Source organism: Gordonia prachuapensis (assembly GCF_036350515.1).
GTDB lineage: Bacteria > Actinomycetota > Actinomycetes > Mycobacteriales > Mycobacteriaceae > Gordonia > Gordonia prachuapensis.
Map to the genome: position 1 here is coordinate 103948 of NZ_JAZDUE010000013.1, position 24057 is coordinate 128004.

General features: G+C 67.6%; 21 protein-coding genes and 1 riboswitch. Of the genes, 11 read left to right on the forward strand and 10 right to left on the reverse strand.

Annotation, left to right across the window (positions count from 1 at the left end; all coding sequences use genetic code 11):
• Window positions 1-214: 214 nt before the first annotated feature.
• The 8 genes from gcvP to secA2 all read right to left on the reverse strand — a co-directional run bounded on the left by gcvP (window position 215) and on the right by secA2 (window position 10010).
• The gene (gene gcvP, locus V1Y59_RS16175; RefSeq protein ID WP_330505979.1) at window positions 215-3082 is read right to left on the reverse strand and encodes an aminomethyl-transferring glycine dehydrogenase; all 2868 of its coding nucleotides are present in this window, start codon (window positions 3080-3082) and stop codon (window positions 215-217) included.
• Window positions 3083-3242: 160 nt separating this feature from the next.
• Window positions 3243-3339: riboswitch (glycine riboswitch) on the reverse strand.
• A gap of 61 nt (window positions 3340-3400) precedes the next feature.
• A complete protein-coding gene (locus V1Y59_RS16180; protein ID WP_330505980.1) occupies window positions 3401-4048 on the reverse strand; it encodes a MerR family transcriptional regulator in 648 nt (215 codons plus the stop codon).
• A gap of 272 nt (window positions 4049-4320) precedes the next feature.
• Entirely contained in the window at window positions 4321-4827 is a 507-nt protein-coding gene (locus V1Y59_RS16185; protein WP_330431752.1) for a bifunctional nuclease family protein, read from the reverse strand.
• A gap of 131 nt (window positions 4828-4958) precedes the next feature.
• Complete coding sequence (gene ftsR, locus V1Y59_RS16190) at window positions 4959-5684, reverse strand: transcriptional regulator FtsR (RefSeq protein WP_488803375.1); 726 nt, start codon at window positions 5682-5684, stop codon at window positions 4959-4961.
• Between the two features lie 3 nt (window positions 5685-5687).
• Window positions 5688-6143 carry a glycogen accumulation regulator GarA gene (gene garA, locus V1Y59_RS16195; RefSeq protein ID WP_330505982.1) on the reverse strand — a complete coding sequence of 152 codons (456 nt, stop codon included), beginning with the start codon at window positions 6141-6143 and terminating at the stop codon, window positions 5688-5690.
• A gap of 297 nt (window positions 6144-6440) precedes the next feature.
• Complete coding sequence (gene gcvH / locus V1Y59_RS16200; RefSeq protein WP_330505983.1) at window positions 6441-6845, reverse strand: glycine cleavage system protein GcvH; 405 nt, start codon at window positions 6843-6845, stop codon at window positions 6441-6443.
• A gap of 88 nt (window positions 6846-6933) precedes the next feature.
• Window positions 6934-7548, reverse strand: a complete 615-nt coding sequence (locus V1Y59_RS16205; protein ID WP_330506040.1) for a CDP-alcohol phosphatidyltransferase family protein — start codon at window positions 7546-7548, stop codon at window positions 6934-6936.
• Between the two features lie 32 nt (window positions 7549-7580).
• Entirely contained in the window at window positions 7581-10010 is a 2430-nt protein-coding gene (gene secA2 / locus V1Y59_RS16210) for an accessory Sec system translocase SecA2 (RefSeq protein ID WP_330505984.1), read from the reverse strand.
• A 261-nt stretch (window positions 10011-10271) separates the two neighbouring features.
• Between secA2 and V1Y59_RS16215 the strand changes: the two genes are divergently transcribed.
• From V1Y59_RS16215 to V1Y59_RS16235, 5 genes are all read left to right on the forward strand, one after another.
• A complete protein-coding gene (locus tag V1Y59_RS16215; RefSeq protein WP_330505985.1) occupies window positions 10272-10874 on the forward strand; it encodes an META domain-containing protein in 603 nt (200 codons plus the stop codon).
• Between the two features lie 15 nt (window positions 10875-10889).
• Window positions 10890-11882, forward strand: coding sequence for a malate dehydrogenase (locus V1Y59_RS16220; RefSeq protein WP_330505986.1), 993 nt, complete (start codon window positions 10890-10892; stop codon window positions 11880-11882).
• 65 nt (window positions 11883-11947) lie between these two features.
• Entirely contained in the window at window positions 11948-12784 is an 837-nt protein-coding gene (gene ppk2, locus V1Y59_RS16225; RefSeq protein WP_330505987.1) for a polyphosphate kinase 2, read from the forward strand.
• 44 nt (window positions 12785-12828) lie between these two features.
• A complete protein-coding gene (locus V1Y59_RS16230; protein ID WP_330505988.1) occupies window positions 12829-14091 on the forward strand; it encodes a polysaccharide pyruvyl transferase family protein in 1263 nt (420 codons plus the stop codon).
• A 33-nt stretch (window positions 14092-14124) separates the two neighbouring features.
• Window positions 14125-14421 (forward strand): DUF503 domain-containing protein, encoded by a 297-nt coding sequence (locus V1Y59_RS16235; protein WP_330506041.1) that lies wholly within the window; start codon window positions 14125-14127, stop codon window positions 14419-14421.
• 5 nt (window positions 14422-14426) lie between these two features.
• On the opposite strand, the gene V1Y59_RS16240 is transcribed toward V1Y59_RS16235, so the two are convergent.
• Complete coding sequence (locus V1Y59_RS16240) at window positions 14427-14993, reverse strand: mismatch-specific DNA-glycosylase (protein ID WP_431309195.1); 567 nt, start codon at window positions 14991-14993, stop codon at window positions 14427-14429.
• 71 nt (window positions 14994-15064) lie between these two features.
• Here V1Y59_RS16240 and V1Y59_RS16245 point away from each other — a divergent pair, with 71 nt between their 5' ends.
• From V1Y59_RS16245 to V1Y59_RS16260, 4 genes are all read left to right on the forward strand, one after another.
• Window positions 15065-18352: an ATP-binding protein gene (locus V1Y59_RS16245; RefSeq protein ID WP_431309193.1), complete on the forward strand. Its 3288-nt coding sequence runs from the start codon at window positions 15065-15067 to the stop codon at window positions 18350-18352.
• A gap of 141 nt (window positions 18353-18493) precedes the next feature.
• Window positions 18494-19933, forward strand: a complete 1440-nt coding sequence (locus V1Y59_RS16250) for an FAD-binding protein (protein ID WP_330505991.1) — start codon at window positions 18494-18496, stop codon at window positions 19931-19933.
• Window positions 19934-20023: 90 nt separating this feature from the next.
• A complete protein-coding gene (locus V1Y59_RS16255; protein ID WP_431309196.1) occupies window positions 20024-20428 on the forward strand; it encodes a PIN domain-containing protein in 405 nt (134 codons plus the stop codon).
• Window positions 20425-21285, forward strand: coding sequence for an arylamine N-acetyltransferase family protein (locus V1Y59_RS16260; protein WP_330505993.1), 861 nt, complete (start codon window positions 20425-20427; stop codon window positions 21283-21285). Before V1Y59_RS16255 ends, V1Y59_RS16260 begins: the two co-directional genes overlap by 4 nt.
• A 2-nt stretch (window positions 21286-21287) precedes the next feature.
• Here V1Y59_RS16260 and V1Y59_RS16265 read toward each other — a convergent pair whose 3' ends face one another.
• On the reverse strand, window positions 21288-22115 hold the full coding sequence (locus V1Y59_RS16265) for a shikimate 5-dehydrogenase (protein ID WP_330505994.1): 828 nt from the start codon (window positions 22113-22115) through the stop codon (window positions 21288-21290).
• 67 nt (window positions 22116-22182) lie between these two features.
• Here V1Y59_RS16265 and V1Y59_RS16270 point away from each other — a divergent pair, with 67 nt between their 5' ends.
• Both V1Y59_RS16270 and V1Y59_RS16275 read left to right on the forward strand, forming a co-directional pair.
• Entirely contained in the window at window positions 22183-22572 is a 390-nt protein-coding gene (locus tag V1Y59_RS16270; RefSeq protein WP_431309197.1) for an SRPBCC family protein, read from the forward strand.
• 138 nt (window positions 22573-22710) lie between these two features.
• Window positions 22711-24048 carry a glycoside hydrolase family 183 protein gene (locus V1Y59_RS16275; protein WP_330437407.1) on the forward strand — a complete coding sequence of 446 codons (1338 nt, stop codon included), beginning with the start codon at window positions 22711-22713 and terminating at the stop codon, window positions 24046-24048.
• The last annotated feature ends 9 nt before the right edge of the window (window positions 24049-24057 follow it).

The following is a 24057-nucleotide window of genomic DNA, read 5'->3' on the forward strand; positions in this document are numbered from 1 at the left end:
TCCGGCCGCAGTGGTCTCGATACGGTCCTCGCCTGGCGGCTCGTACCTACTCGACCACCGGGGAACCCCGCGGATCGAGTAGCCGCGAACGGAGTGAGGGCCCCCACCCCGCCGATCGAGTAGCCGCGAACGGAGTGAGTGGCCCCCACCCCGCGGATCGAGTAGCCGCGAACGGAGTGAGTGGCGTATCGAGATCACCGCGTAGAGATCATGATCAGCTGCTGAACGCCTCGATCGGCGGGCAGCTGCACATCAGGTTCCGGTCGCCGAACGCCTGATCGATGCGGCGCACCGCCGGCCATATCTTCGCCCGACCACCCGCAGACGGCAGGCCCAGTGGATAGACCGCCACCTCCCGCGAGTACGGATGGTCCCATTCCCCGACCAGCGACTCGGCAGTGTGCGGGGCGCCCCGCAACGGGTTGTCGTCGGCGGGCCACTCCCCGGCTGCGACACGGTCGATTTCGCCGCGGATGGCGATCATCGCGTCACAGAAAGCGTCGAGTTCGTCGAGGTTCTCGCTCTCGGTGGGCTCCACCATCAGGGTCCCCGCGACCGGGAAGCTCATCGTCGGGGCGTGAAAACCATAGTCCGCCAGCCGCTTTGCCACATCATCCACGGTCACCCCGGTGGCCTTCGTCAACGGGCGCAGATCGAGGATGCACTCGTGGGCGACCAAGCCGTTCTCTCCGGCGTAGAGCACCGGGTAGCTGTCTTCGAGGCGGCGGGCGATGTAGTTGGCGGACGCGATGGCGGTCAGCGTCGCGCGCCGCAGTCCGGCGGCGCCCATCATCGCGATGTAGGCGTAGGTGATCGGCAGGATCGATGCCGATCCGTAGGGCGCAGCGGAGATCGTGGCCTCGTCCGGCATGTCGTCATCGAGCGGATGTCCGGGTAGATACTTCGCGAGATGCGCACGGACCGCCACCGGACCCACACCCGGCCCGCCACCACCATGGGGGATGCAGAAGGTCTTGTGCAGGTTCAGGTGGCTCACGTCCCCACCGAAGCGGCCGGGGCGTGCGACCCCGACCAGAGCGTTGAGGTTGGCACCGTCGACGTACACCTGTCCCCCGGCGTCGTGCACGGCCGCACAGATCTCCTCGATGTCGTGCTCGAAGACACCGTGTGTGGACGGATAGGTGATCATGATGGCCGCCAACGCATCCCGATGCTTGTCGATCTTGGCGCGCAGGTCGTCGACGTCGACGTCGCCGTTCTCGCGGCAACCGACGACCACCACCCGCATGCCCGCCATGACCGCGGAGGCCGCGTTCGTGCCGTGCGCGCTCGACGGGATCAGGCACACGTCACGGGCGTCGTCGCCTCTGCCGAGGTGATAGCGGCGGATGGCCAGCAGTCCGGCGAACTCGCCCTGGGACCCGGCGTTCGGTTGCACACTCACCCGGTCGTAGCCGGTGATCGCGACCAGCCAGTCCTCCAGGGTGGAGATCAGCTCACGGATCCCGACCGTGTCGGCGGACGGCGCGAACGGATGCAGCCGCGCGAAACCCGGCCACGTGATGGGTTCCATCTCCGCGGTCGCGTTCAGCTTCATGGTGCATGACCCGAGCGGGATCATGCTGCGATCGAGAGCGATGTCCTTGTCGGAGAGGCTGCGCAGGTATCGCAGCATCGCGGTCTCGGTGCGATACCTGTTGAACGCCGGGTGCGTGAGAAACTCGCTGCGCCGCGTCTCGATTGGCTGCGAGAACGCATGCTGCCGAACGCCTTCCGCGCTGAATGCACGGAGCACCGCGTCGATGTCTGCGGGTGTGGTGGTCTCGTCGCACGCGATGCCGATGGTGTCGGCGTCGATCCGGCGGAGGTTGACGTTCTCGCGTTTGGCGTGCGAGATCACGGTGTCGGCCTGTCCGGGGGCACGCACCACGATCGTGTCGAAGAACGACGAGTACGCGATCTGGAAGCCGGCAACGGTCAGACTGTCCGCGAGGTACGCGGCACGCTCGTGCACGCGTCGGGCGATGGCCCGCAACCCGTCCGCGCCGTGATACGAGGCGTACATCGCGGCCACCACCGCGAGCAGGACCTGAGCGGTACAGATGTTGCTGGTGGCCTTCTCCCGGCGGATGTGCTGTTCGCGGGTCTGGAGGGCAAGGCGATAGGCCAGGTTGCCGTCCACATCTTTCGACACGCCGACCAGGCGGCCCGGGAGCTGTCGGGCGTGCGCCGAATGGACCGACAGGTAGCCGGCGTGCGGGCCGCCGAAGCCCATCGGCACACCGAAACGTTGAGTGGTGCCGAAGCACACGTCGGCGCCGAGCTCACCGGGTGGAGTGATCAATGTCAACGCCAGCAGATCGGCTCCCACCGCGACCAGGGCGCCACGCTCGTGGGCGGCGTCGATGACAGGGCCGACGTCGAGAATCCTCCCGGATGCGCCCGGCGTCTGCATGACCACCCCGAAGAAGTCGCCGTCGGGCAATCCGCATCCCGGCATGCCGGGATTCAGTGACGCCTCGACGATCTCGATGCCGAGCGGCTCGGCGCGGGTGTCGAGCACCGCACGGGTCTGCGGGAACAGGTCGGCGTCGACGACGAGGCGGGGCGAGCGTGATTTTCCGGCGCGACGCATGAGCGTCATGGATTCGGCGGCGGCGGTCGCCTCGTCGAGCATCGAAGCGTTGGCCACCTCCATCGCGGTCAGGTCCGCGACCATGGTCTGGAAGTTGAGCAGCGCTTCCAGCCGTCCCTGGCTGATCTCCGGCTGATACGGGGTGTATGCCGTGTACCACGCAGGGTTCTCCAGTACGTTGCGCAGGATCACCGGCGGTGTGTACGTGTCGTAGTAGCCGAGGCCGATCATCGATGTCGCGACCTCGTTGCGTCCGGCCAGATCTGCCAGTCGCTCGTGGACGAGGTGTTCGTGGAGGGCGGGGGGCAGCGCATCGAGCCCGTTGGCGTCGGCGTCGTCGGCGATGACCGCCGGGACGACCCGTTCGGCGAGTTCATCGAGGGACGAGACCCCGATCGCGGCCAGGATGCGTTCGGTCTCGTCGACGTCGGGCCCGACGTGTCGGTCGACGAAGGCTGCCGGATCGGATGCGGAAGTGGCGGGCATGGACAGGTCAACCTCTCGGCGGTCTGCGGCCCTCCCCCTCTGTCATGTCCGGAATCCGAGTACGGACTCGTGGACGCCTGAGAGATTCGGTCATCCCGGGCGGACTGACCTTTCACCGTGGGCGGAACCGGGCTCACCCGATTCTCTTTCCAGAGACGCCGTCAACATCACGGTCCTGGGTGCCTGAGAGTTTGACGAGGAGGTGTTGCTCCTTCGGCGGCCACTCGCGATCAGTGGCTCTCTCCCGCGACGCAGCGACGCCGGTCCAGTATACGTCGAGGTGACGAGAGCGCAGTTCAGGCCACGCGCGGAGTGCCGCTAGCCGGTGCGACGGGTCCGGCTCTTGCGCCGCGCCGCCAGTTCATCTTCCGGCGCGGCCTCGGTGACGCCGCCGTCGGCGCGCTCGCCGGGGAAATCGGCGATCGTGCCCGTGAGTTCGCGCATCGCTCCGCTCACCGCGATACCGAAGACGCCCTGTCCACCTTGCAGCAGGTCGACGACCTCCTCGGCGGAGGTGCACTCGTACACCGTGGTGCCGTCGGAGAACAGGGTGATGCGCGCCAGGTCCTCGACACCGCGCTGACGCAGGTGATCGACTGCCACGCGGATGTTCTGCAGCGAGATCCCGGTGTCCAGCAGTCGCTTCACGATCTTGAGGACGAGGATGTCCTTGAACGAGTACAGCCGCTGACTGCCCGATCCGGCGGCGCTGCGGATGGAGGGCACCACCAGTGACGTCCGGGCCCAGTAGTCGAGCTGCCGGTAGGTGATCCCGGCGATCTGGCAGGCACTCGGCACCCGGTAGCCGACCAACTCGTCGGGCACGGTGTCGTTCGGGAACAGACCCGGCGCGATGTCGTCGAGGCTGCCCTGGGTCGCGGTGCCGGCCGTCGGCGCGGTCACACCGTCGGCGTGCCCATCACCGTCGGGTGACGTCACTTCGTCGTCGAACGGCTGATCGCCCACTGCAGACTCCCTCGCAACGCCAGGATCGACTCGACAGACATCACACCTCGAGGCCTGGCCTCGAGGACTGCTTCAACAGTACGCGCCTGACGGACGATCATCCTCTGTCCCCGCTCAAATCGGGCGACGTGTCGACGGTAGGCGGGGCGCGAGCACCGAATCAACGCGACGCGCCCGACAAACCTCAACCTCAACTTGAGATCGAGCAAATGGTGACCGGGCGGTGGCCGTTCCGTGATCTGGGTCGATCGTCCCACGCTCCGGCGACCGTCTCAGGCGCCGCCGCTGGCCTTGAAGTCGTCGGGGGACACGTTGTCGAGGAACTCCTTGAACTTCTCGACCTCGTCCTCTTTGGTCTCCGGCGACGCGCCGTCGTCGGAATCCTCATCGGGGATCAACAGGCCCGCCTCGGTCAGGACGTCCTCGTCGGCGATGATCGGCACCCCGGCGCGCATGGCCACGGCGATCGAATCCGACGGACGTGCGGACACGCGCAGGTCGTCGGCGAAGATCATCTCCGCGTAGAAGGTGCCCTCCTGCATGTCGACGATCCGCACCTCGCGCAGTGTCTTGCCGAAGTCGGTGATCAGATTGACGATCAGATCATGCGTGAGCGGCCGCGGGGGTTCGATCCCCTTCTGTTGCAACGCAATCGACGCCGCCTCGCTCTGTCCGATCCAAATGGGCAGATACCGCTCGCCCTCGACTTCGCGCAGCAGCAGTACCGGCTGACTCTGGGGCGGCTCGACCCGAATGCCCACGACTCGCATTTCGCCCATCTCGCACCCGCTTCCTCATGATCGCCGGACGATTGACTCCTCGGCCCACTCGAGGGGCACCTCGAGACGCTCCGATCACTGAACACGACGCTACACCGCAATGTGGTGGGGCGGCGGGCGGTGAACGTCGATCAGTCGAGCACGTCGCGGACCGCAGCCTTGACGAGCTGGGTGTGCAACGTGACCGAGAGGGCGGCGATCTCGCGGACGAGTTCCTCGGCGCGGTCCCGCGCTCCGGTCCCCTTGCCCTTGGCAATCGGACTGGCGATCTGTGCCACGAGCCCGGCCTCGCGGTCCGCAGAAACCTTGAATGCCCGCAGATGCCGCGTCTCCACCCCGTAGTTCGCCAACGCGGCCGCCGCCTCGACCAGCCGGACGGCATCCTCGTCGAAGAAGCCACCGGGGCCGTGCGCCAGGAGACCGGCACGCTGCAGTTCGGTGACGAATGCGGCGTCGACACCGGTCCGCTCGATGAGCGTCTCCCGTGAGACGCGACCGCCGCGCGAACCGAAATCGGTGGCCGGGGCGACGGCGCCGCGGGCAGAGGAGATCAGGCGCGTGCCGCCGGCACCGGTGCGTCCGTCACCATTGTCGATGGCCTCGAGCTGCTCCTTGATGACCTTGAGCGGCAGATACCGATCACGCTGTGCCGTCAGCACGAAACGCAAACGATCGACGTCGGTCGAACTGAACCGACGGTATCCGGATGGCGCGCGTTCGGGGGTGATCAGACCCTCCGACTCGAGGAACCGGATCTTGGAGATCGTCACATCCGGGAAATCCTCGCGCAGTAGGGCGAGTACCGAGCCGATGGACATCGACCCCTCGCCGCGCTGACCTGCCGACGACGCCGTCACGGGTCAGGAGCCGGTATGGCCGTCGCGCGGTCCGCTGAGGAACACCAGGCGGAACTTGCCGATCTGGACCTCGTCGCCGTTGCTCAGCTGCGCGGTGTCCACGGGCTCGCGGTTGACGTAGGTGCCGTTCAGGCTGCCCACGTCGACCACCTGGAATTCGTTGTCACCGAGGCGGAATTCGGCATGCCGACGGCTGACCGTCACGTCGTCGAGGAAGATGTCGCTGTCGGGGTGCCGCCCGGCCGATGTCGTCGGCTGGTCGAGCAGGAATCGTGACCCGGCGTTGGGACCGCGCTTGACGACAAGCAACGCCGTGCCGGGCGAGAGCCTCTCGACCCCGGTATCGGCGGGCTCACTCGAGGTGCTCGCTCCGGAGTCGAGTTCGGAGATGAACTCCTCCCGGAAAACCGATGTCGTCTCCACCGGTGCCTCGAGATCCTTGTCGTTTTCGCTCACCACTTCTCCTTCGTCTGTTTCGGTGGCGCCGAGAGTCTCGACACCACCAACACCCTGTCGACCCGGGCGAGCGCGCAGGTCATGCGCCCCACTCGCCGCCGATGCCGATCGTCGTCCACTGGCTCGGGGAGCCGGTCCGTCTGTCGCATCGCGTGGCGGACCGGATCTGCTGTGAGTAACCGTACCGTGTCGTGGCCTCCACACGGGCGATCGAGTCGATCGGGACACCGATGATCTTAGTCGCAGTGTCGCCGAGCTCGATCCGTGCCGGGACCAGAGTCCCGGCAGAGGTCCCGCGGATCAGCCGTCGATGACCGCTCGGTAACCGTCGGCGTCGAGCGTCTCCGCCAGCGCCGAGTCGAGCGCCGCCTCGTCGGCGACGTTGATCACGACGAGCCACCCCGCGCCGTACGGGTCGGAGTTCACCAATTCCGGCGTCGCCTCGAGATCCCCGTTGACCTCGGCGACGGTGCCCTCGAGCGGCCCGTAGATGTCCGAGACGCTCTTGGTCGACTCGACCTCGGCGAAGGACTCACCGTTCTCCACCGCGTCATCCACGGTCGGCAGTTGGACGAACACCACGTCGCCGAGCGCGTCCTGGGCGAAGTCGGTGATTCCCACTCGCACGCTGGTCGGCCCGGTCCGCTCCACCCATTCGTGTTCGGGGGTATAGCGCAGGCCTACGGGAACATTGGTTTCGGTCACAGTCGTACCTTTCTGGTCTGTCGCATCTGTGGTGTTCGTCGGTTGCAGCGCTGATCGAAAGTGCGGAATCGGCGACGTATCCGGGTGTTCAGGGTACGTTGCCGGGACTTTGCTGCGGCGGCATCTGCCGCAGCACGAGGACTGTCTGGTACGCGTACAGCACGAACGACCACAGATAGAGCCCGACGCCCCAGATCATGAACGCCCAGCCGATCGGGTAGCAGATGGTGCCGACGACCGAATCCAGCTGTCCGGCAAGCAGCCACGGGAACGCGCTCATCAACGCGAAGGTGGCGGCCTTGCCGATGTAGAGGACCGGGAGCGCCATTAGTCCCCGTGACCGCAGCAGCGGCGCGGTGGCGAACAGCGCCAGGTCGCGCCCGATGATCACCGCGATCAGCCACCAGGGCACGAACTCTCGGAGACCGAAGGCGATCGGGATGATGACGATGTAGAGCCGGTCGGCCGCCGGATCCAGCAGCGCACCGATCCGCGACGACTGATCGAGCCAGCGGGCGATCTTCCCGTCGGCCCAGTCGGAGAATCCCGAGAACATCAGGATGGCGAACGCCCACCCGTCGGCTTCTTCGACCAGCAGTAGCCACAGGAAGACCGGGATGAGCGCCAACCGCAGCATGCTCAGCGCGTTCGGCACGGTCAGCCACCGATCGCTCTCGGCGGTCACCGGCTCGTCGTGACCCACCTCCTCGCCCGGACCGCCCGGCCCGCCGGCGGTCACCGGAAGATACCGATGATGCCCTGCAGGGTCTTCGCGCCGCCCGACGCGAAGAGGTTGTCGTGGACCATGTAGGTCCACGTCGTCGTCGAACGGTGCAGATCCGCCGTACCGAGGTCCACCCCGTCGGCGGTGATCGTCGCCTCTCGGAAGGTGGTGCGCGCGTTCTCGACCGCGTCGGTGGGCAGGTTCGCGAACTCGTCGAGGATCAGCTTGTGGAACTCGTCGAGCGGGCTCTCCTTGCCGATGGACCGGAGATGGATGCTGGCCCGGGCATCGGACACGAACGCGAGGTGATCCGCCCAGGCGCGGTCGAGGTGATACAGCATGATCTCCCGCGCGGCCTGCGCGAGCACGTCTCGGTCGACGGGCTCGACCGGTGCGACCGGACTCGAGTCGGCGGCCGAGGCACCCTCGACCGACTCGCGCTCCGATGCGCCCTCAGCGGGTTCGGTGGTTGCAGATTCGGCGTCGGTCGATTCGGTGGCACTCGAATCGGTGTCACCGGTGAGTTGGGCGTACCGCTGCGGCTCCTTCTCGGCGAGTTCGTCGAGGGCGATGTCGGTGGTGAGGACCTCCATGCGGCGCGACACGACGATGTCGCGCTGTTGGTTGACCAGCTTGTTGTAGCGCCAGGTGTTGGCATGCAACTCGAGCATCACCCCCTCGGCCACCCGCTGGGCCTGCTCGATCAGGTCGATGCCCTTGGCCCCCATCGACCCGTCGTCGGACTGCGACACGGGATCACGCTTGAACGCCAGGTTCTTGGTGACGACAGGGTCCTCGAGGCTGGAGAAGAACACCGACCGACCGGGGTCGCCCTGCCGTCCGGCACGGCCACGCAACTGGTTGTCGAGGCGCTGGGTGTCGTGCCGGCCGGTGCCGATCACGCACAGTCCCCCGAGCTCGACGACTTCGGCTCGCGCCTCTTCGTCGTCGGCGGAGCCGCCCAACCGGATGTCGGTGCCGCGCCCGGCCATCTGCGTGGAGACCGTCACCGCGCCGCGCGCACCGGCCTCCGCGATGATCTTCGCCTCCTCGGCGTCGTTCTTTGCGTTGAGCACCACGGTCGAGACCCCGGCCTTGTCCAGGAAGTAGGCCAGCTCCTCGGACTCGGCGACGTCGTGGGTGCCGATCAGGATCGGTTGCCCGGTCTCGTGCACCTCCTGCACATATCCGACGATCGCCTCGACCTTGTTCGCCTTCGTGTCGTAGACGCGGTCCGGCTCATCGACACGAACGTTCTCCGTGTTGGGCGGGATCTGCGAGACCAGCAGCTCATAGAACTGGCGGAACTGTTCACCGGCGGCCAGCGCGGTGCCGGTCATTCCGCACACCGTCGGGTAGCGACTGATCAGCGCCTGGACCGTGATGGTGTCGATCACCTCGCCCGAGTCGGTCTGGCTGAGACCTTCCTTGATCTCCACGGCCGCCTGGACGCCGTCGGGCCAGCGCTGCAGCTGTGCGACTCGTCCGCGCGACGCATTGATGAGGTGCACCCCGCCGTCGCGGACGATGTAATGGATGTCGCGTTCGAGCAGATAGTGCGCGTGCATCGCGATGTTGACGTGCACCAATGTCGTTCCGACGTGTTCCTCGTCGTAGAGGTTGATGCCGCCGAGTTCTTCCTCGACGTACGAGGCCCCTTCCTCGGTGAGGGTGACGTTGCGGCCTTCCGCGTCGACGTCGTAGTGCTTGTTCTTCATCCGCGCCACCACGTCGTGGATCGCCTGATCCGGCACCTCGGCCTCGGTGGAGCCGGCGAGCACCAACGGCACCAGCGCCTCGTCCACCAGCACGGAGTCCGCTTCGTCGATGATCGCGACGTCCGGCTTCGGCGAGACCAGGTCGTCCGGTGACAGGGCGAGTTGGTCACGCAGGACGTCGAAGCCGATCTCGTTGACGGACCCGTAGGTGATGTCGGCGGCGTATGCCGCCTTTCGCTCGTCGCGACCGGAGTTCTCCGACACGGCCCGTGCGACCAGCCCGAAGGCGGCGAACAACGGTGCCATCCACTCCGCGTCGCGAGTCGCGAGGTAGTCGTTCACCGAGATGACGTGAACCCGGTGTCCTTCGAGCACATGGCCGATGGCCGCGATCGCCCCGGCCAAGGTCTTGCCCTCACCGGTGGCCATCTCGACGACATCGTTCTCCAGCAACCGCAACGCGCCCTGCAGCTGGACGTCGAACGGCCGCATGTCCAGCGTGCGGTCGGCGGCCTCACGCACCAGGGCCAGGAACTTGGCACGATCCTCGCGGTTCGACCCGATGTCCAACTTCTGCGCCTCCGCGGCGAAGGCGTCGTCCTCGAGTTCCGCGGCCCAGGTCGTGTGGGCGTCCGCGTCCTTGATCAGGGCGACGGATTTGGACTGGTTGCGCGACGACTGGGACCCCAGAAGGCGCCACATCCTGTTGCTCAGTTTTCCCACCGAAAACACTTCTCCTGACTCGTGCCTGTCGGGCGTGGACCACCGCCACGGCGCCGCGGCGACAATGGGGTGACGCCACGACGAACCACCACGGGCGCCCCGAGGTCGCCGTCCACGGTACGCGCCGCGCACCGTGGCGACGTCGAAGGCATCAGGTCCCCCGCCCGTTCGATCGGCTGACCCGAGCTTGTCGATCTCCTGACCGGGCCGTCACCGACACAACGCCGCACGGCAAACCGTGCGGTTGGGTACCGTTGACTCATGCTTTGCACTGGTGCGCAGACGGTGGCGACACAGGATGATCATCCCATCTCGCGCGGCGCCCCAGAGCGCGGGAACCGACAGGTCACGGCGCCGAAAGCACGTGGTTCGCTCCGGTCGGTTCTGCTGGCGGTGGCGTTCGTCGCCCTCATCGCCCCGGTTGTCGGCATCGGTGCCGCGACCGCCGCGCCGGTGCCGGTGCCGCCGGCGCCGATCCGTCCCGCTCCGGTCCCGCCGGTACTGCCCGACGACCCCTATACCCTGCTCGCCGGCAACTCGTATTCGTCGATCGGCGTGATCGGCGGCGCGATCCCCGGCGGAGGGCCGCTGACCGTGACCTTCGCCGAGGATGAACGTCGCGTCGGTCTCGACGCCGGGTGCAACCAGCACGCCGGAGCCGTGACGGTGAACGTCGACCAACTCCGCATCGACCGCCTGGCGTCGACGATGATGGCGTGTCCGGCGCCACGATCCGAGGCCGACGGGTGGCTGACACGATTCACGTCGGTGCCGCTGACCTGGCGTGTGCTGGGCCCCGTCCTGGCACTGTCCAGTCCCGTGCAGACGGTCGTTCTCGTCGAACAGCAACCGTCGACCCGCTGACCACGAGAGGTCCCGATGTCATCGTCGCACCCTGCCGTCGTGACCGTGACCGGTGCCGCCGGCCACATCGGCTACGCGGCCCTGTTCCGGATCGCCGCCGGCGCCATGCTCGGTCGCGAGCGGCCCGTCCACCTACGCCTCCTGGAACTGCCGCACGCGGTGTCCGCGGCGGCCGGAACCGCGATGGAACTCGACGACGGCGCGTTCGAGCAATTGCTGTCGGTCGACATCTACGACGACCCACGCGCCGCATTCGACGGCACCGACTTCGCCCTGCTGATCGGCTCACGGCCACGCAGCAAGGGAATGGAACGCGCGGACCTGCTGCAGGCCAACGCCGCGATCTTCGCCGAACAGGGTGCGATCCTGAACGACGTTGCCGCCGAAGACCTCCGCGTGATCGTGGTGGGCAATCCCGCGAACACCAATGCCGCGATCGCATCGGCGCACGCACCGGATATCCCGGCGGAGCGGTTCACCGCACTCACCCGCCTCGACCACAATCGGGCGATCGCGCAGCTGGCGCACCGTGCCGGGTGCGTGGCCCGGGAGATCAGCCGGGTCACGGTGTGGGGCAACCACTCCCCCACCCAATACCCGGACATCTTCCATGCCCGGGTCGCGGGTCGGAGCGGAGCCGAACTGGCCACGGACCGCGCGTGGCTCGAGGGCGACTTCATCCCCACCGTCGCGAAACGCGGCACCGCGATCATCGAGACCCGTGGCGCGTCGTCGGCGGCGTCGGCTGCGAGCGCCACCATCGACCATGTGCACGACTGGGTCCTGGGCACACCGGCAGACGACTGGACGTCGGCGGCGCTGCCGTCACCCGGTGTCTACGGTGTGCCGGAAGGTCTGGTGTGTTCGTTCCCGGCACGTGCGGTGGCCGGGCGGTGGGAGATAGTCGAGGGTCTCGACATCAACGACTTCTCCCGCGCCCGTATCGACGCGTCGGTGGCCGAACTGGCGGGTGAGATCGCCGCGGTCGGGGATCTGCTGCCGGCCTGAGGCCGAGCGGGTCTTCGGACCCGGTCTGCGGTCCGGCGGCCGCTCCTTCGCCGTATTCTCTCCTCATGGCGAAGAAGTCGACAGATGGCAAGGCCGCGAAGAAGATCCCGAACGCCGTCTACGAGGCCGAGCTCTTTCGGCTGCAGACCGAGCTGGTGAAGCTGCAGGAGTGGGTCCGGGCCACCGGGACTCGCGTCGTCGTCATCTTCGAGGGCCGCGACGCCGCCGGCAAAGGCGGCACCATCAAGCGGATCAGCGAATACCTCAGCCCACGCGTCACGCGCATCGCGGCGTTGCCGGCGCCGACGGACCGGGAACGGGGCCAGTGGTACTACCAGCGCTACGTCGCGCATCTCCCGGCGCCCGGCGAGATCGTCCTGTTCGACCGTTCCTGGTACAACCGGGCCGGTGTCGAGAAGGTCATGGGATTCTGCACTCCGGAGGAGCACACCCGGTTCCTGCGCCAGACACCCATCTTCGAACAAATGCTGATCGACGACGGAATCCTGTTGCGCAAGTATTGGTTCTCCGTGTCCGACGAGGAGCAGCTCAAACGTTTCCGCTCCCGGCTCGACGACCCGGTGCGGCAGTGGAAGCTCAGTCCGATGGATCTCGAGGCCGTCTACCGATGGGAGGACTACTCCCGGGCCAAGGACGAGATGATGGTGCACACCGACACGGCGCTGAGCCCGTGGTATGTGGTGGAGTCGGATGTCAAGAAGCATGCCCGTCTCAACATGATCTCGCACCTGCTGTCGACCATCGAGTACGAGGACGTGCCGCGGCCCAAGGTCGACCTGCCGAAGAAGCCGATCGACTCCGGCAACTACCGGCGACCGCCGCGGTCGCTGTCGAAGTACGTCCCCGACCATGTCGCCGAACTCCTCGGCGGTGATCACTGACAGAGCGTGCATGCGGCGCGCCGACGGTGGGTAACATCCCATGAGTGCCAGTGCCCGGTGTCCCCACCGCTCTCCGTGACCGATTTCGCAACCGGCGCGGCGACGACGAGATCATCTACCTCATCTCCCCGGCCGGATTCCCCAACTACGGCGACGAACTGATCGCGCGTGCGTGGCTGCGCGAGCTGGCCCGCCGCCGTCCGCGGGCGATGGTCGTCCTCGACTGTCACAGCCCAGGCCAGGCCGGTCTCCTGTTGCGCGACCTGCACCCACGCGCGGTGTTCGTCGACACCCTCTGGCAACTGACCCACTACGCATCCGACCGGGAACGCACCGACGGCCCCGATCCCGACACGCCCTGGATCTGGGTCGCCGATGCCGCCACTCGCCTCGGCCCGGCACCGCGGCTCGCCGAGGGTGTCGACGTGTTCCGACGGGCGACCTCGGTGCACATCCTCGGCGGCGGATACCTCAACGCCGTCTGGCCGCAGCATGTCTCGCTGGTGGCCGCGGTCGCCGAACTCACCCGCGCCACCGGGGTCCCGGTGTACGCCACCGGGCAGGGACTGCTTCCGCAGCTGGGAGAACCCGCGTGGTCGGTCCTGCGCAAGGGCATCGAGGACTTCGCCGTCTTCGACTGTCGCGACGCCGCGTCGGCCGATGCGCTTGCGGGTGCAGGATCGACCCGGCACACCGGCGACGACGCCTGGCTGGGCCTCGACGATCCCGACGTCGTCCGGACGCCGGACCTCGAGCAGAAACCGGGGTCGTCGAACCCTGGTGGGGCCGGGGCAGGTGTGACACTCTGCGTCCAAGGCGATCTCGCCGATGAGTTCAGCGCGAGGGGCCGCACCGGACTCGACGCGCTCACCGAGTTCGTGCGGGCCACCCTCGACGCCTGGGAGGTGCCAGGGGAAGCGGTCACCGTCATCGAGGGAATTCCGGGCCGTGACCGCGAGGTTCCGCTGAGACTCGGAGAACGACTCAAAGGTGCGCGGACGATCCCGTTCCTCGGGGTGTGGCGCCGCGGCCTGCCGGTCGGTTTCGGCGACACCTGGATCAGCACCCGGTTCCATCCGCATCTCGTCGCGGCCGCAGCCGGGGACTCCGGCGTCGCCGTGATCCCCCGGCCCGACTATTACGCCACCAAACACGGGTCGCTGACCGCGGGCGGATCCCGGTGGACGGTCGTCGACGATCCCGAGGTGATCCCGGAACCTCCGAGTGCCGGCGGTTTCGACGGCGCGGCGCGACGACGTGCGGTGTCGACCAAGCGTGCACTGGCCGACGAGTTGTATCCCCGCTGAGTTGAATCCCCGACACCCGTGACCAACTCGACGATGTGGATCGGATTCGCCGAACTGGACTATCTGCTCGGCGACGTCCACTCACTCAAGCACAAGCGATCGATCGTACGGCCGATCATCGCGGAGATCCGACGCCGATTCGCGGTGTCCACCGCCGAGGTCGGGCACCTCGACGCCCACCGCCGCACCGTCATCGGCGTCAGCGTCGTCGCCGCCGACCGCTCACATGTCGTGGACGTGCTCGACGCCGTCGAACGGTTCGCCGGCGGACGCCCCGAGGTCGAACTCCTGGCGGTGCGGCGACGTGTCTTCTCGTCGTCGGACTTCTGATCCGACTAGAGGACACCCGCCGCGCGAGCCGCGTCGCCATAGGCCACCGCCAGGGATTCGACGGTCTCGTGCGCGTTGAGCCCGCTCGGGTTGGGGACCACCCACACCTCGGCGCCGTCCCACCGGTCTTCCTGACGACCGACGACAGCCCGCGGCATCCCGAACGCCGAGCGGTAGGCGGTGATCCCGGCGACCGCGACCACTCGAGGTCCGATCTCGGCGACCCGCGCGCGCAGCTGCGCGCCGCCGGTACGAAGCTCGTCGGCCGACAGCTCCGCTGCCGTCGCCGTCGCGCGCGCGACGACGTTGGTGATGCCGACACCGCTGCGGCACAACATGTCACGATCGTCGTCGGACATCCCCGCGGAGGCGTCGATCATTCGGTCGACGATGCCTGCCCGATACAGCGCGGGATAGAACCGGTTGCCCGGGCGTGCGAAATGAGCGCCGACCGCGGCGGTCCACAGGCCGGGGTTGATGCCGACGAACAGCAATCGACAATCGTCGCCGATGAGATCGGGGACCTCGACACCGCGATACTCCAGCAGTTGTTCACGCCGCACGCCCGCCACCTCTCTCACGAACTGCTCGACCGGCGTCCCGGTTCACGGAATCGGACACGGCGCCAGCGTAGTCCGAACAAATGGACATCCGCGGGCGACTCACGCCGATCAGGTCTAAACTCTCGCTGGTGGCTCGGCTCGCATACACGGTCCTGGGCGGACTCGGCGCGCAGATCGATTCCGAGCCCGCCGAACTCGGCACGCGCAAGCAGCGTGCGGTGCTCGCTCAGCTGATCCTCGCGGCGGGTACCCAGGTCAGCGTCGATCGCCTGATCGAAGGCATCTGGGGAGCGAGTGCACCCGACCGCGCCGACGTCTCGGTGCAGGCGTACATCTCGGGCCTGCGCAAAGCTCTGGAACCCGGCCGCAAACCACGAGCCCCGTCATCCGTACTCGTCACCCGGGGCGCCGGGTACGCACTGGTCGCCGACGACGATCAGGTGGACGCGCGCAGGCTCACCCGTGTGATCGCCGACGCCCACACGCAACACCGCCGCGGCGACTCCGCCGAAGCCGCTGTGCAGTTGAGGGCCGCGTTGGACGGATATCGCCCACTGCTGCCGGAGTTCGAGGGCCTGGCCTTTCGCGACGAGGCCGCGGCCCTGCTGGACCGCACGATCGCCGAAGCCCTCGAGTTCTCGTACGAGGTGCGTCTCGCGCTGGGCGAGCATCGGGCCCTTGTACCCGAGCTGGAGCAGGCCGTTCGCCGCTCACCGCTCGACGAGGGGCTCTGGGTGCTTCTCGCCACCGCGCGATACCGACTGGGACGCCAGTCCGATGCGCTCGCGGCGATCGCCGACGCCCGCCGGATACTCGCCGACGAGATCGGCGTGGATCCTGGTCCGCGCCTTCGGGATCTGGAACGCGACATCCTCGACCACGCACCCGACCTGGTGCTGCCCGACGGCACCGAACACCGGACACCGCGACTGGTCGGTCCGGGCGATCCCGTCACCGCGTCGCCGACCGCCCCGAACGCGCTCGCCCAGTCGCCCCGAGGCGACAGCACGGCGATCACCGGCCCCGATGCTCGATCACCCGAGGACGCAGCCGGGACGGCCACGGGCTCTCTGATCGGACGAACCGACGAGCTGTCGGTCCTGCACCGCGCGGTCCTCGCGTCGCTGCAGGGGCCGGGCGGCGTGGTCATCGTCGAGGGGGACCCCGGCGCAGGCAAGAGCGCCCTCATCGAGGAAGCCGCCCGCCGTGCGGCCGCCGCGGCCGACCTGAAGGTGCTGTGGGGACGATGTGTCGAGGATGCAGCGGCCCCGTCGATGTGGCCGTGGGTGCAGATCCTGGGAACCGTTCTGCCGGATCTGGCCCCGGAAGACCGAGCCGCCCTCCTCGACAACGACCTCGGACGCCTGGTCACCCACGACACCACCGTCATCCCACCACCCCGTGAGATGCCGGATGCGACAGCACGTTTCCGCTTCTACGATCAGGCCGCGAACATTCTCGCCGGGGTGGCCGAACGACATCTGCTGATCATCGTCCTCGACGATGTGCAATGGGCCGACAGCGCATCGCTGGAGTTGTTCGCGCACATGGCCGCACGGCGCACGCCCGGGGTGACGTTCTTCGCGTCGCTGCGCACGCGGACCCGGCGGCAGGCGGTCGGCAACGCGTTGGCCACGGTCTCCCGGCTACCCGAACACCGCAGGATCGAGGTCGGCCCCCTCACCGACGACGACATCTCGGCCATGGTCCGCCGCGAGACCGGGGACTGGCCGACCCCCGGCACGGTCGCGTCGATCTCCCACCGCACCCGCGGCAACGCGTTCTTTGTGCGCGAATTGGCCCGGATCCTGGCCGACCGCGGGTCCATTGACGACCGTTCGGTTCCGGCCGGGGTGCGTGACGTCGTCCGTGAACGCCTCGGTCCGCTGCCCCCGGCGACGGTGGAACTACTCGAGTTGGCGGCGCTGATCGGCAGCCGGGTCGACCTCAGCTTGCTCGCCGCGGCGGCCGGACGGCCGATCGACGAGACCCTCGAGGCACTCGAACCCGCCGACGCCGCGGGTTTGATCGGCGCCGAACCGGACGACCCGTTCGCGTTTCGCTTCGACCACGACCTGATCCGTGAGGCGATCGCCGGGCGCATCTCCACCTCGCGAGCCTGTCGCCTCCATCTCGCCGTCGCCGATCAGTTGGAAGGCGATCCGACGGCCGGCGCGACCACCCAGCGCGCCACCCACCTCTTCTCGGCGGGCCCGCTGGCCGACCGCGCCCGAACCGCCCGTGCGCTCGTGGAAGCCGGCCGAATCGCCCTGCGTAGCTACAGCTTCGACACCGCAACCCGGTGGCTCGCCGATGCTGCCCGGTTGGCGCGCGGTATCGACGACCGCGACCTTGAGTTGCAGGCGATCACCACGTTGATCGCCAGCGATGTGGCCCGCAACGGGTACTTCGCCGCCGATCGGGAGCTACTCCGCCGGGCACGGGAACTCGGCGAGGCCGATGCCGACGACGCGCTGCTCGCACGGCTCGACTACGCGAGATTTGCGGCACATTCACAGATCGCCGATATCCGTGGCGCGCATCGCCATGCCGACGAACTCGCGGCCCGGGCGAGACAGTCCGACAACCCCGTGGTGAAGCACCTCGGGATGCAGGCAACCGGTATCGACCTGTTCGACCGAGGTCACATCGGTCAGGCGCTCCGGGTGCTCGAGACCTATGCGCCGATCGACCGAGCAGTCAGTGGTCTCCAACTCGACCAGCTCATGATCGGACAGGGTTTCCGGGCGGTCGCGGCAACCCTGTCCGAGGGCCCCGCGGTCGGCCGCGAACTGTTCGAGCAGATCGACACCGGACCCGACGAACCGATGTCGTACCTCGGAACAGCGATCTTCGCCGTCACCGGCGCCGCTCTCATCGGGGACGTGGACTGGGCCCGCGAGGTCGGTGAGCGCCTCGTGCGTTCATCAGCCCACAACGCGCTGGAGTACCTGCGGACAGGCGGCGAACGAATGTACTGGTGGGCTCGGGCGGTCGGGGATTCGCCGGACGAGGCCCTCGACCACATCGAGCGTCTGCACGACCCACGCCAAGAGCAGCGCACCGGAATCGGCCTGTGGTGGGCGCTCTACGCCGAGGCGCTGGTCGCCGCCGGCCGATTCGAGGACGTCCCGGTGCTGCTCGAGCACGCGCAGGTGTTCGCCGAACGAACGGGTCAACGTTATCCCGACGCCCATCGCCTTCTCGTCTGCGCCGAGTTCCAGCACGCCACGCAGCATCCCGCCACCACTGTCCGCGACACGTTGCGGGAGGCCCGGCGGGTGGCCGCACGGCAGGAGGCTCATGCGCTACGCGCCCGCATCGATTCGTTCGCGACCGATCACGGGTATCCAGATCTCGCCCGCTGACCTGCGCGAATCGACTTGAGGTCGGGTCTCCAAGTCGGTCCCAAGTACCTCTCAAGGGGTGCCGTCGAGAGTTGGTGTCATCCGGGACATCCGGACCCCGACCAGCCGACGACTTCGGCGCACAGCGATTGGAACCACTCGATGACCATTCAGACCACCCGTCCGGCCACCCACCCCGACTCCCCGGAAGGGCTCGAGGTCCGTCCGCAGACCTCGGTCCTCGCCGAACTCGCCGACCGCATCGCCGGCGACGTCCTCGGGCCCGGAGACCACGGGTATGACGAGGCCCGCACCGGTTTCAACCTGTTGGCCGACCACCGTCCCGCCGTGATCGCCGTTCCCGCGAACAGCCACGACGTGATCGAGGTGGTCCGGTTCGCCGCGGACGAGGGGCTTCGGGTTGCGATCCAGGCCACCGGGCACGGTCCGGGTTCGGCCGCCGACGGCGCGTTGCTGATCAACACCTCGAAGATGACCGACGTCAGCGTCGACCCGGCAGCCCGCACCGCCACCGTCGCGGCCGGTGCCAAGTGGGCGCCGGTACTCGCCCAGGCCCAGGCGCACGGGCTGGCCCCCTTGCTCGGGTCCACCACCGACGTCGGCGTCGTCGGATACACGCTCGGCGGCGGATTCGGCTGGCTGGGACGTAAGTACGGATTGTCGTCGGACGCCGTCCGCTCCTTCGACATCGTCACGCCGGACGGCAACCCGCTCCGGGTCAGCGCGACGAGTCATCCGGACATCTTCTGGGCGTTGCGCGGCGGTGGCAGTGGCAGTCTCGGCGTGATCACCGATGTCGTGATCGACCTCTTTCCCGTCAGCACCGTCTACGCCGGCAATCTGTTCTACTCGGCCGAGGACGCGCCGGAGGTGCTACGGCGGTTCGCCGAGTGGGCGCCGCGGCAGTCCGAGGATCTGACGTCGGCGGTGACGGTGATGAACTTCCCACCGCTCGACATCGTCCCGGAACCCTTCCGCGGCAAGACCTTCACACTGGTCCGCGGCTGCTGGTCCGGAGACGTCGCCGACGGTGCCCGGGTGATCGACGAGTGGCGGCAGTGGAAGACCCCGGAGGTCGATCTGTGGGCGGAGATGCCGTTCGCAGCGGCCGACGCGATCAGCATGGACCCGACCGATCCGCTACCGGCGATGGTCACCACCGAGTGGCTCGACGAGCTGCCCGACGCTGCGATCGACATCGTGGTCGACCGCGTCCGACCCAAGCCGGGAACCCTTCCGCTGGTGCTGTTCGCCGAAATCCGGCACGCCGGCGGTGCGGTGGCGCGCGGGGCCGCGACGTCCCCCAACGATCGCGGGCGCGAAGGCACCTTCCTGCTCGAGCTGGCATCGATGGTGCCCGATCCGCACGTCGGCCTGGCGGTGGAGTCCGCCTTGCGACTCACCCGCAAGGCCCTGGAGCCCTACGTGACCGGGGCCGCGTATCTGAACTTCGTCGAGTTCGACGAGAAAACCGCGCGGTCGGCGACGTCGTTCAGCGAAGACAACCACCGGCGACTCGTCGCCATCAAGGCGGCGCTCGACCCCGAGAACCGCTTCTGCCACGGGGTCGCGCTCCACTAGGACGACCGACCCCACTGCGGGAGGGGCCCCGGCACACCCCGGCCGGGGCCCTCTGTGGCGCTTTGTCGATGGCACCCGAGTGGTGCGTACATTGGCGGTGTGACCACGCCCCGACCTCCGCTGATCATCGTCGACGCCGCCAACGTCGTCGGATCGAAGCCCGACGGATGGTGGCGCGACCGGCACGGAGCCACGGAACGACTCCGAGACCGGTTGGTGGGACTCGCCGAAACCGGGTTACCGGGCATCCCGGGCCCGGTCGAGGTCGTCATGGTCGTCGAAGGGCAGGCGCGACACGTGGCACCGTCACCGACCGTGTCGACCGAACCGGCGCCACGATCCGGAGATGATCGCATCGTCGACTTGGTGTCCGAACACCGAGGTCGACAGATGACCGTGGTGACTGCCGATCGCGAATTGCGGCGGCGGGTGACCGATCTCGGCGCCGACGTAATGGGACCGTCGGCACTACCCGATGCCAGGATGGGGACATGACCTCGAGCGAAGCCGACCTATCGACGATGACCGCCGCATACTTCGATCGGATCGGGTACACCGGCCCGGCGACTCCGTCGCTCGACACACTGACCGGCCTCGTTGCCGCACACGTACGGCACATCCCGTTCGAGAACCTCGATCCGCTGACCGGCACCCCGGTGGCCGACCTCGATCGAGAGAGTCTGCACGACAAGTTGGTCGCCCGGCGGCGCGGCGGTTTCTGCTACGAACACAACGGTTTGTTCCGCCATGTCCTGCTGGACCTCGGGTTTGCGGTCGACCAATTGGCCGGCCGTGTCGTGTGGATGAAGGAGCCCGGTCCCCTACCCGCGGAGACCCATCAACTCCTCTCGGTTCGCGTGCCCGGGCACGACGGCAGCTGGCTCGTCGATGTCGGGTTCGGGGGCCAGACACCCACGGCTCCACTGCGTTTCGAGATCGGAACCGAGCAAACCACCGACCTCGAACCGTTCCGGATCACGCACTCCGACGACGGGCTCTTCCACGTCATGGAGTCCAAGGTCGGAGGGCGGTGGCAACCGCTGTACCTGTTCACCGAACGTGCGCGTCCCCCGGTCGACAGCGTTGTCGGGAGTTGGTTCGCCTCGACGAATCCGAGTGCACCATTTCCCAACGCGCTCATGGTCTGCCTGATCGTCGACGACACGCGGTGGAATCTCAACAATCGACACCTTGCCGTGTACCACGCCGACGGAACCCGCGAGAAGCGTGAACTCGCTTCTGCTGCTGAGGTTCTCGATCTGCTCGGAAGTCGTTTCGGCATAGATCTCGCAGGGATCGAGGGAATCGAGGAGCGCGTGGCGCAGGTCGTGGGTGACCTGCCCGGTTCCTGAGCTCAGGGGCCGGGGGGAACGTCCCTCGAGAACTCGGAGGCCCGCGCCACCTGCTCGGGGGTGATCGCAACGCCGGTGTACCGCTCGAACTGCCGGGCCGCCTGCAGCGCGATCACCTCGGCACCCGTGATGACCCGTTTGTCCATCTCGCGGCCCACACGGATCAGGGGCGTCTCCGCCGGGAATGCGACGACGTCGAACACGACCTCGGCGGCATCGACCTGCGCGTCGTCGAACGACAGCGCGTCCTCATCGGCACCTCGCATGCCCAGCGGCGTCACATTCACCAGGACCGACGTCCCGGGTTCCGGATCGCCCGTGACGTGGGTGTAGCCGTACTTCTCCGCCAGTGCAGCCCCGGCCATCTCGTTGCGGGCGATCACCGTAACGTCGTCGAATCCGGCTCCGCGGAAAGCCGCGACGACCGCCTTGGCCATGCCCCCGGAGCCCCGGATCGCCACCGACGCTGCATTGTCGAGCTCATGCGTCGCGATCAGGGCCGCCACCGCCTCGTAGTCGGTGTTGGATGCCGTCAACCGACCGTCGTCGTTCACGATGGTGTTGACCGATTCGATCGCCGAGGCGGACTCCTCCATCTCATCGACGAGCGGAATCACAGCTTCCTTGAACGGCATCGACACCGAGCAGCCCCGGATGCCCAGTGCCCGCACCCCCCGGATCGCACCCTCGATGTCGTCGGTGGTGAAGGCCTTGTAGACGAAGTTCAGCCCCAACTCGTCATACAGGTAGTTGTGGAATCGGGTCCCGATGTTCGACGGTCGGGCCGCGAGCGAGATGCACAGCGTCATGTCCTTGTTCAGGATCGGCATGAGGTCAACTCTAACGCGTGCCCCACAGGCATTCGCTCGAGAACGGTAGCCTCGGGCGATGGGTGAGATGCGCAGCCGACATATATCTGTGGTGATCCCGGCGGCGCCGTCCGTGGTGTACGAATACGCCTCGGGTCCAGAGAATCTCCCGGCATGGGCGGCGGGGCTGGCATCGGGCGTTGCCCGCGACGGCGACTCCCTGATCACCCAGTCGCCGATGGGCGAGGTCCGCGTTCGATTCGCGCCTGCCAACCCGTTCGGGATACTCGATCACGCCGTGACCCTCCCGGACGGCACCGTCGTCGACAACCCGCTGCGGGTGATCGCGCATCCTGACGGTGCCGAAGTGGTGTTCACCGTCCGTCAGCGTGACCTCTCCGAGGACGAGTTCGACGCCGACTGCGCGGCGGTACAACGGGACCTGGAGACCTTGCGCGACGCGGTCATCGGCCGCTGACGACACCGCTCACCCGCGACCGGTGAGACCAGATCGTGACCGCGGCCGACTTCGGTTCGCGCGAACCATCAGTCACAATGACCTCACCAGTCACATGCGTCACACCACCACTTCGGAGGTACCGTGCGGGGTCGTCTCATGCGTACTGCCCGACTCACCCTTGTCGGTGTCGTCGGGCTCTCGGCCTGCGTGCTCGGCACGACGCTCGGTGCAGGCGTGGCAGCGGCGGCGCCCTGCGGCAACGGCGGATTCGGGTCGAGTGTGCCCGACACCGGATCACTGGGTTCGAGCGGTTCGCTCGGTTCGACGGGCTCGACCGGTTCACTCGGCAGTTCCGGAGTCCCCAACATCGGCCCGCAGGGACCGTTGCCACCGTACTTCGGGGTCAGCACCCGCTCGGTCGCCTGGGTCACCGGCCCGCTGAGCCCGAACCGGACGTTCAGCCGCTTCGGTATCAGCGGCACCGACCTCGGCGTGAGCTGGGACAACGGGCGCGGACAGACGCTGATGGCATTCGGCGACACGTTCGGAGACTGCAACGCCCTCGGTCAGCAGTGGCGGCACAACGTCTTGCTGCGCACGAATGACGACCGTCTGGCCGACGGTATCCGGGTACCCGACGGGGTGGTCGGCGACCCCTCGTCCGGCACCGTGATCGCTCCGGGCGAGCCGAACTACGCGCAGGAACTCATTCCCTCGGTGGGCATCTCCGCCATCGAGGTGACGACGATCCCGACCGCCGCGATGTCGCTGCCACGGGGCGACGGATTCCGGCAGTACATCAACTACATGTCGGTGCGATCCTGGGGGTCGGCCGGCAACTGGATCACCAACTTCTCCGCGATCGCCCATTCCGACGACAACGGCCAGACGTGGCAGACCGACCAGAACACCATCCGCATCAACTCACCGATCTCGCTGGCTCTGCCCGCGGCGCTGCCCGATGTCGAGTACAACAACGGCAAGTTCCAGCAGAACGCCTACGTCCGCGGGCGGCCGGACATGGCCGATCAGCGCGACTACGTCTACCAGTTCGGCACACCCAACGGCAGGTTCGGGGCCGCGTTCCTCGCCCGCTTCAGACCGGCCGACATCCTCGACCTCGACCGCTACGAGTACTGGGGAGGCGAGGCGCTCGGTTGGGTCGGCCTGGCCGAGATGCCCGATGTCGAGTCGCGCGTCGTGCAGCAACCGGTCACCGAGCTGTCGGTCGCGTGGAGCCCCTATCTGGACAAGTACGTGATGCTCGACGGCGACAACGGAATCCGGATGCGCACCGCCGATCGACCCGAAGGACCGTGGAGCGCACCCCGATACCTGGTCGTGCCCAACACCATCGTCGTCTACGGCCCGATGATGTTGCCGAACTCCCCCGCACTGCAGGGCGACTCCCCCGAGCTCTACTTCAACGCGTCACGGTGGAGCGACTACAACGTGATGCTGCTGCGTTCCGATCTCAGCCGGGTGCCGCGGTAACGGGACCCG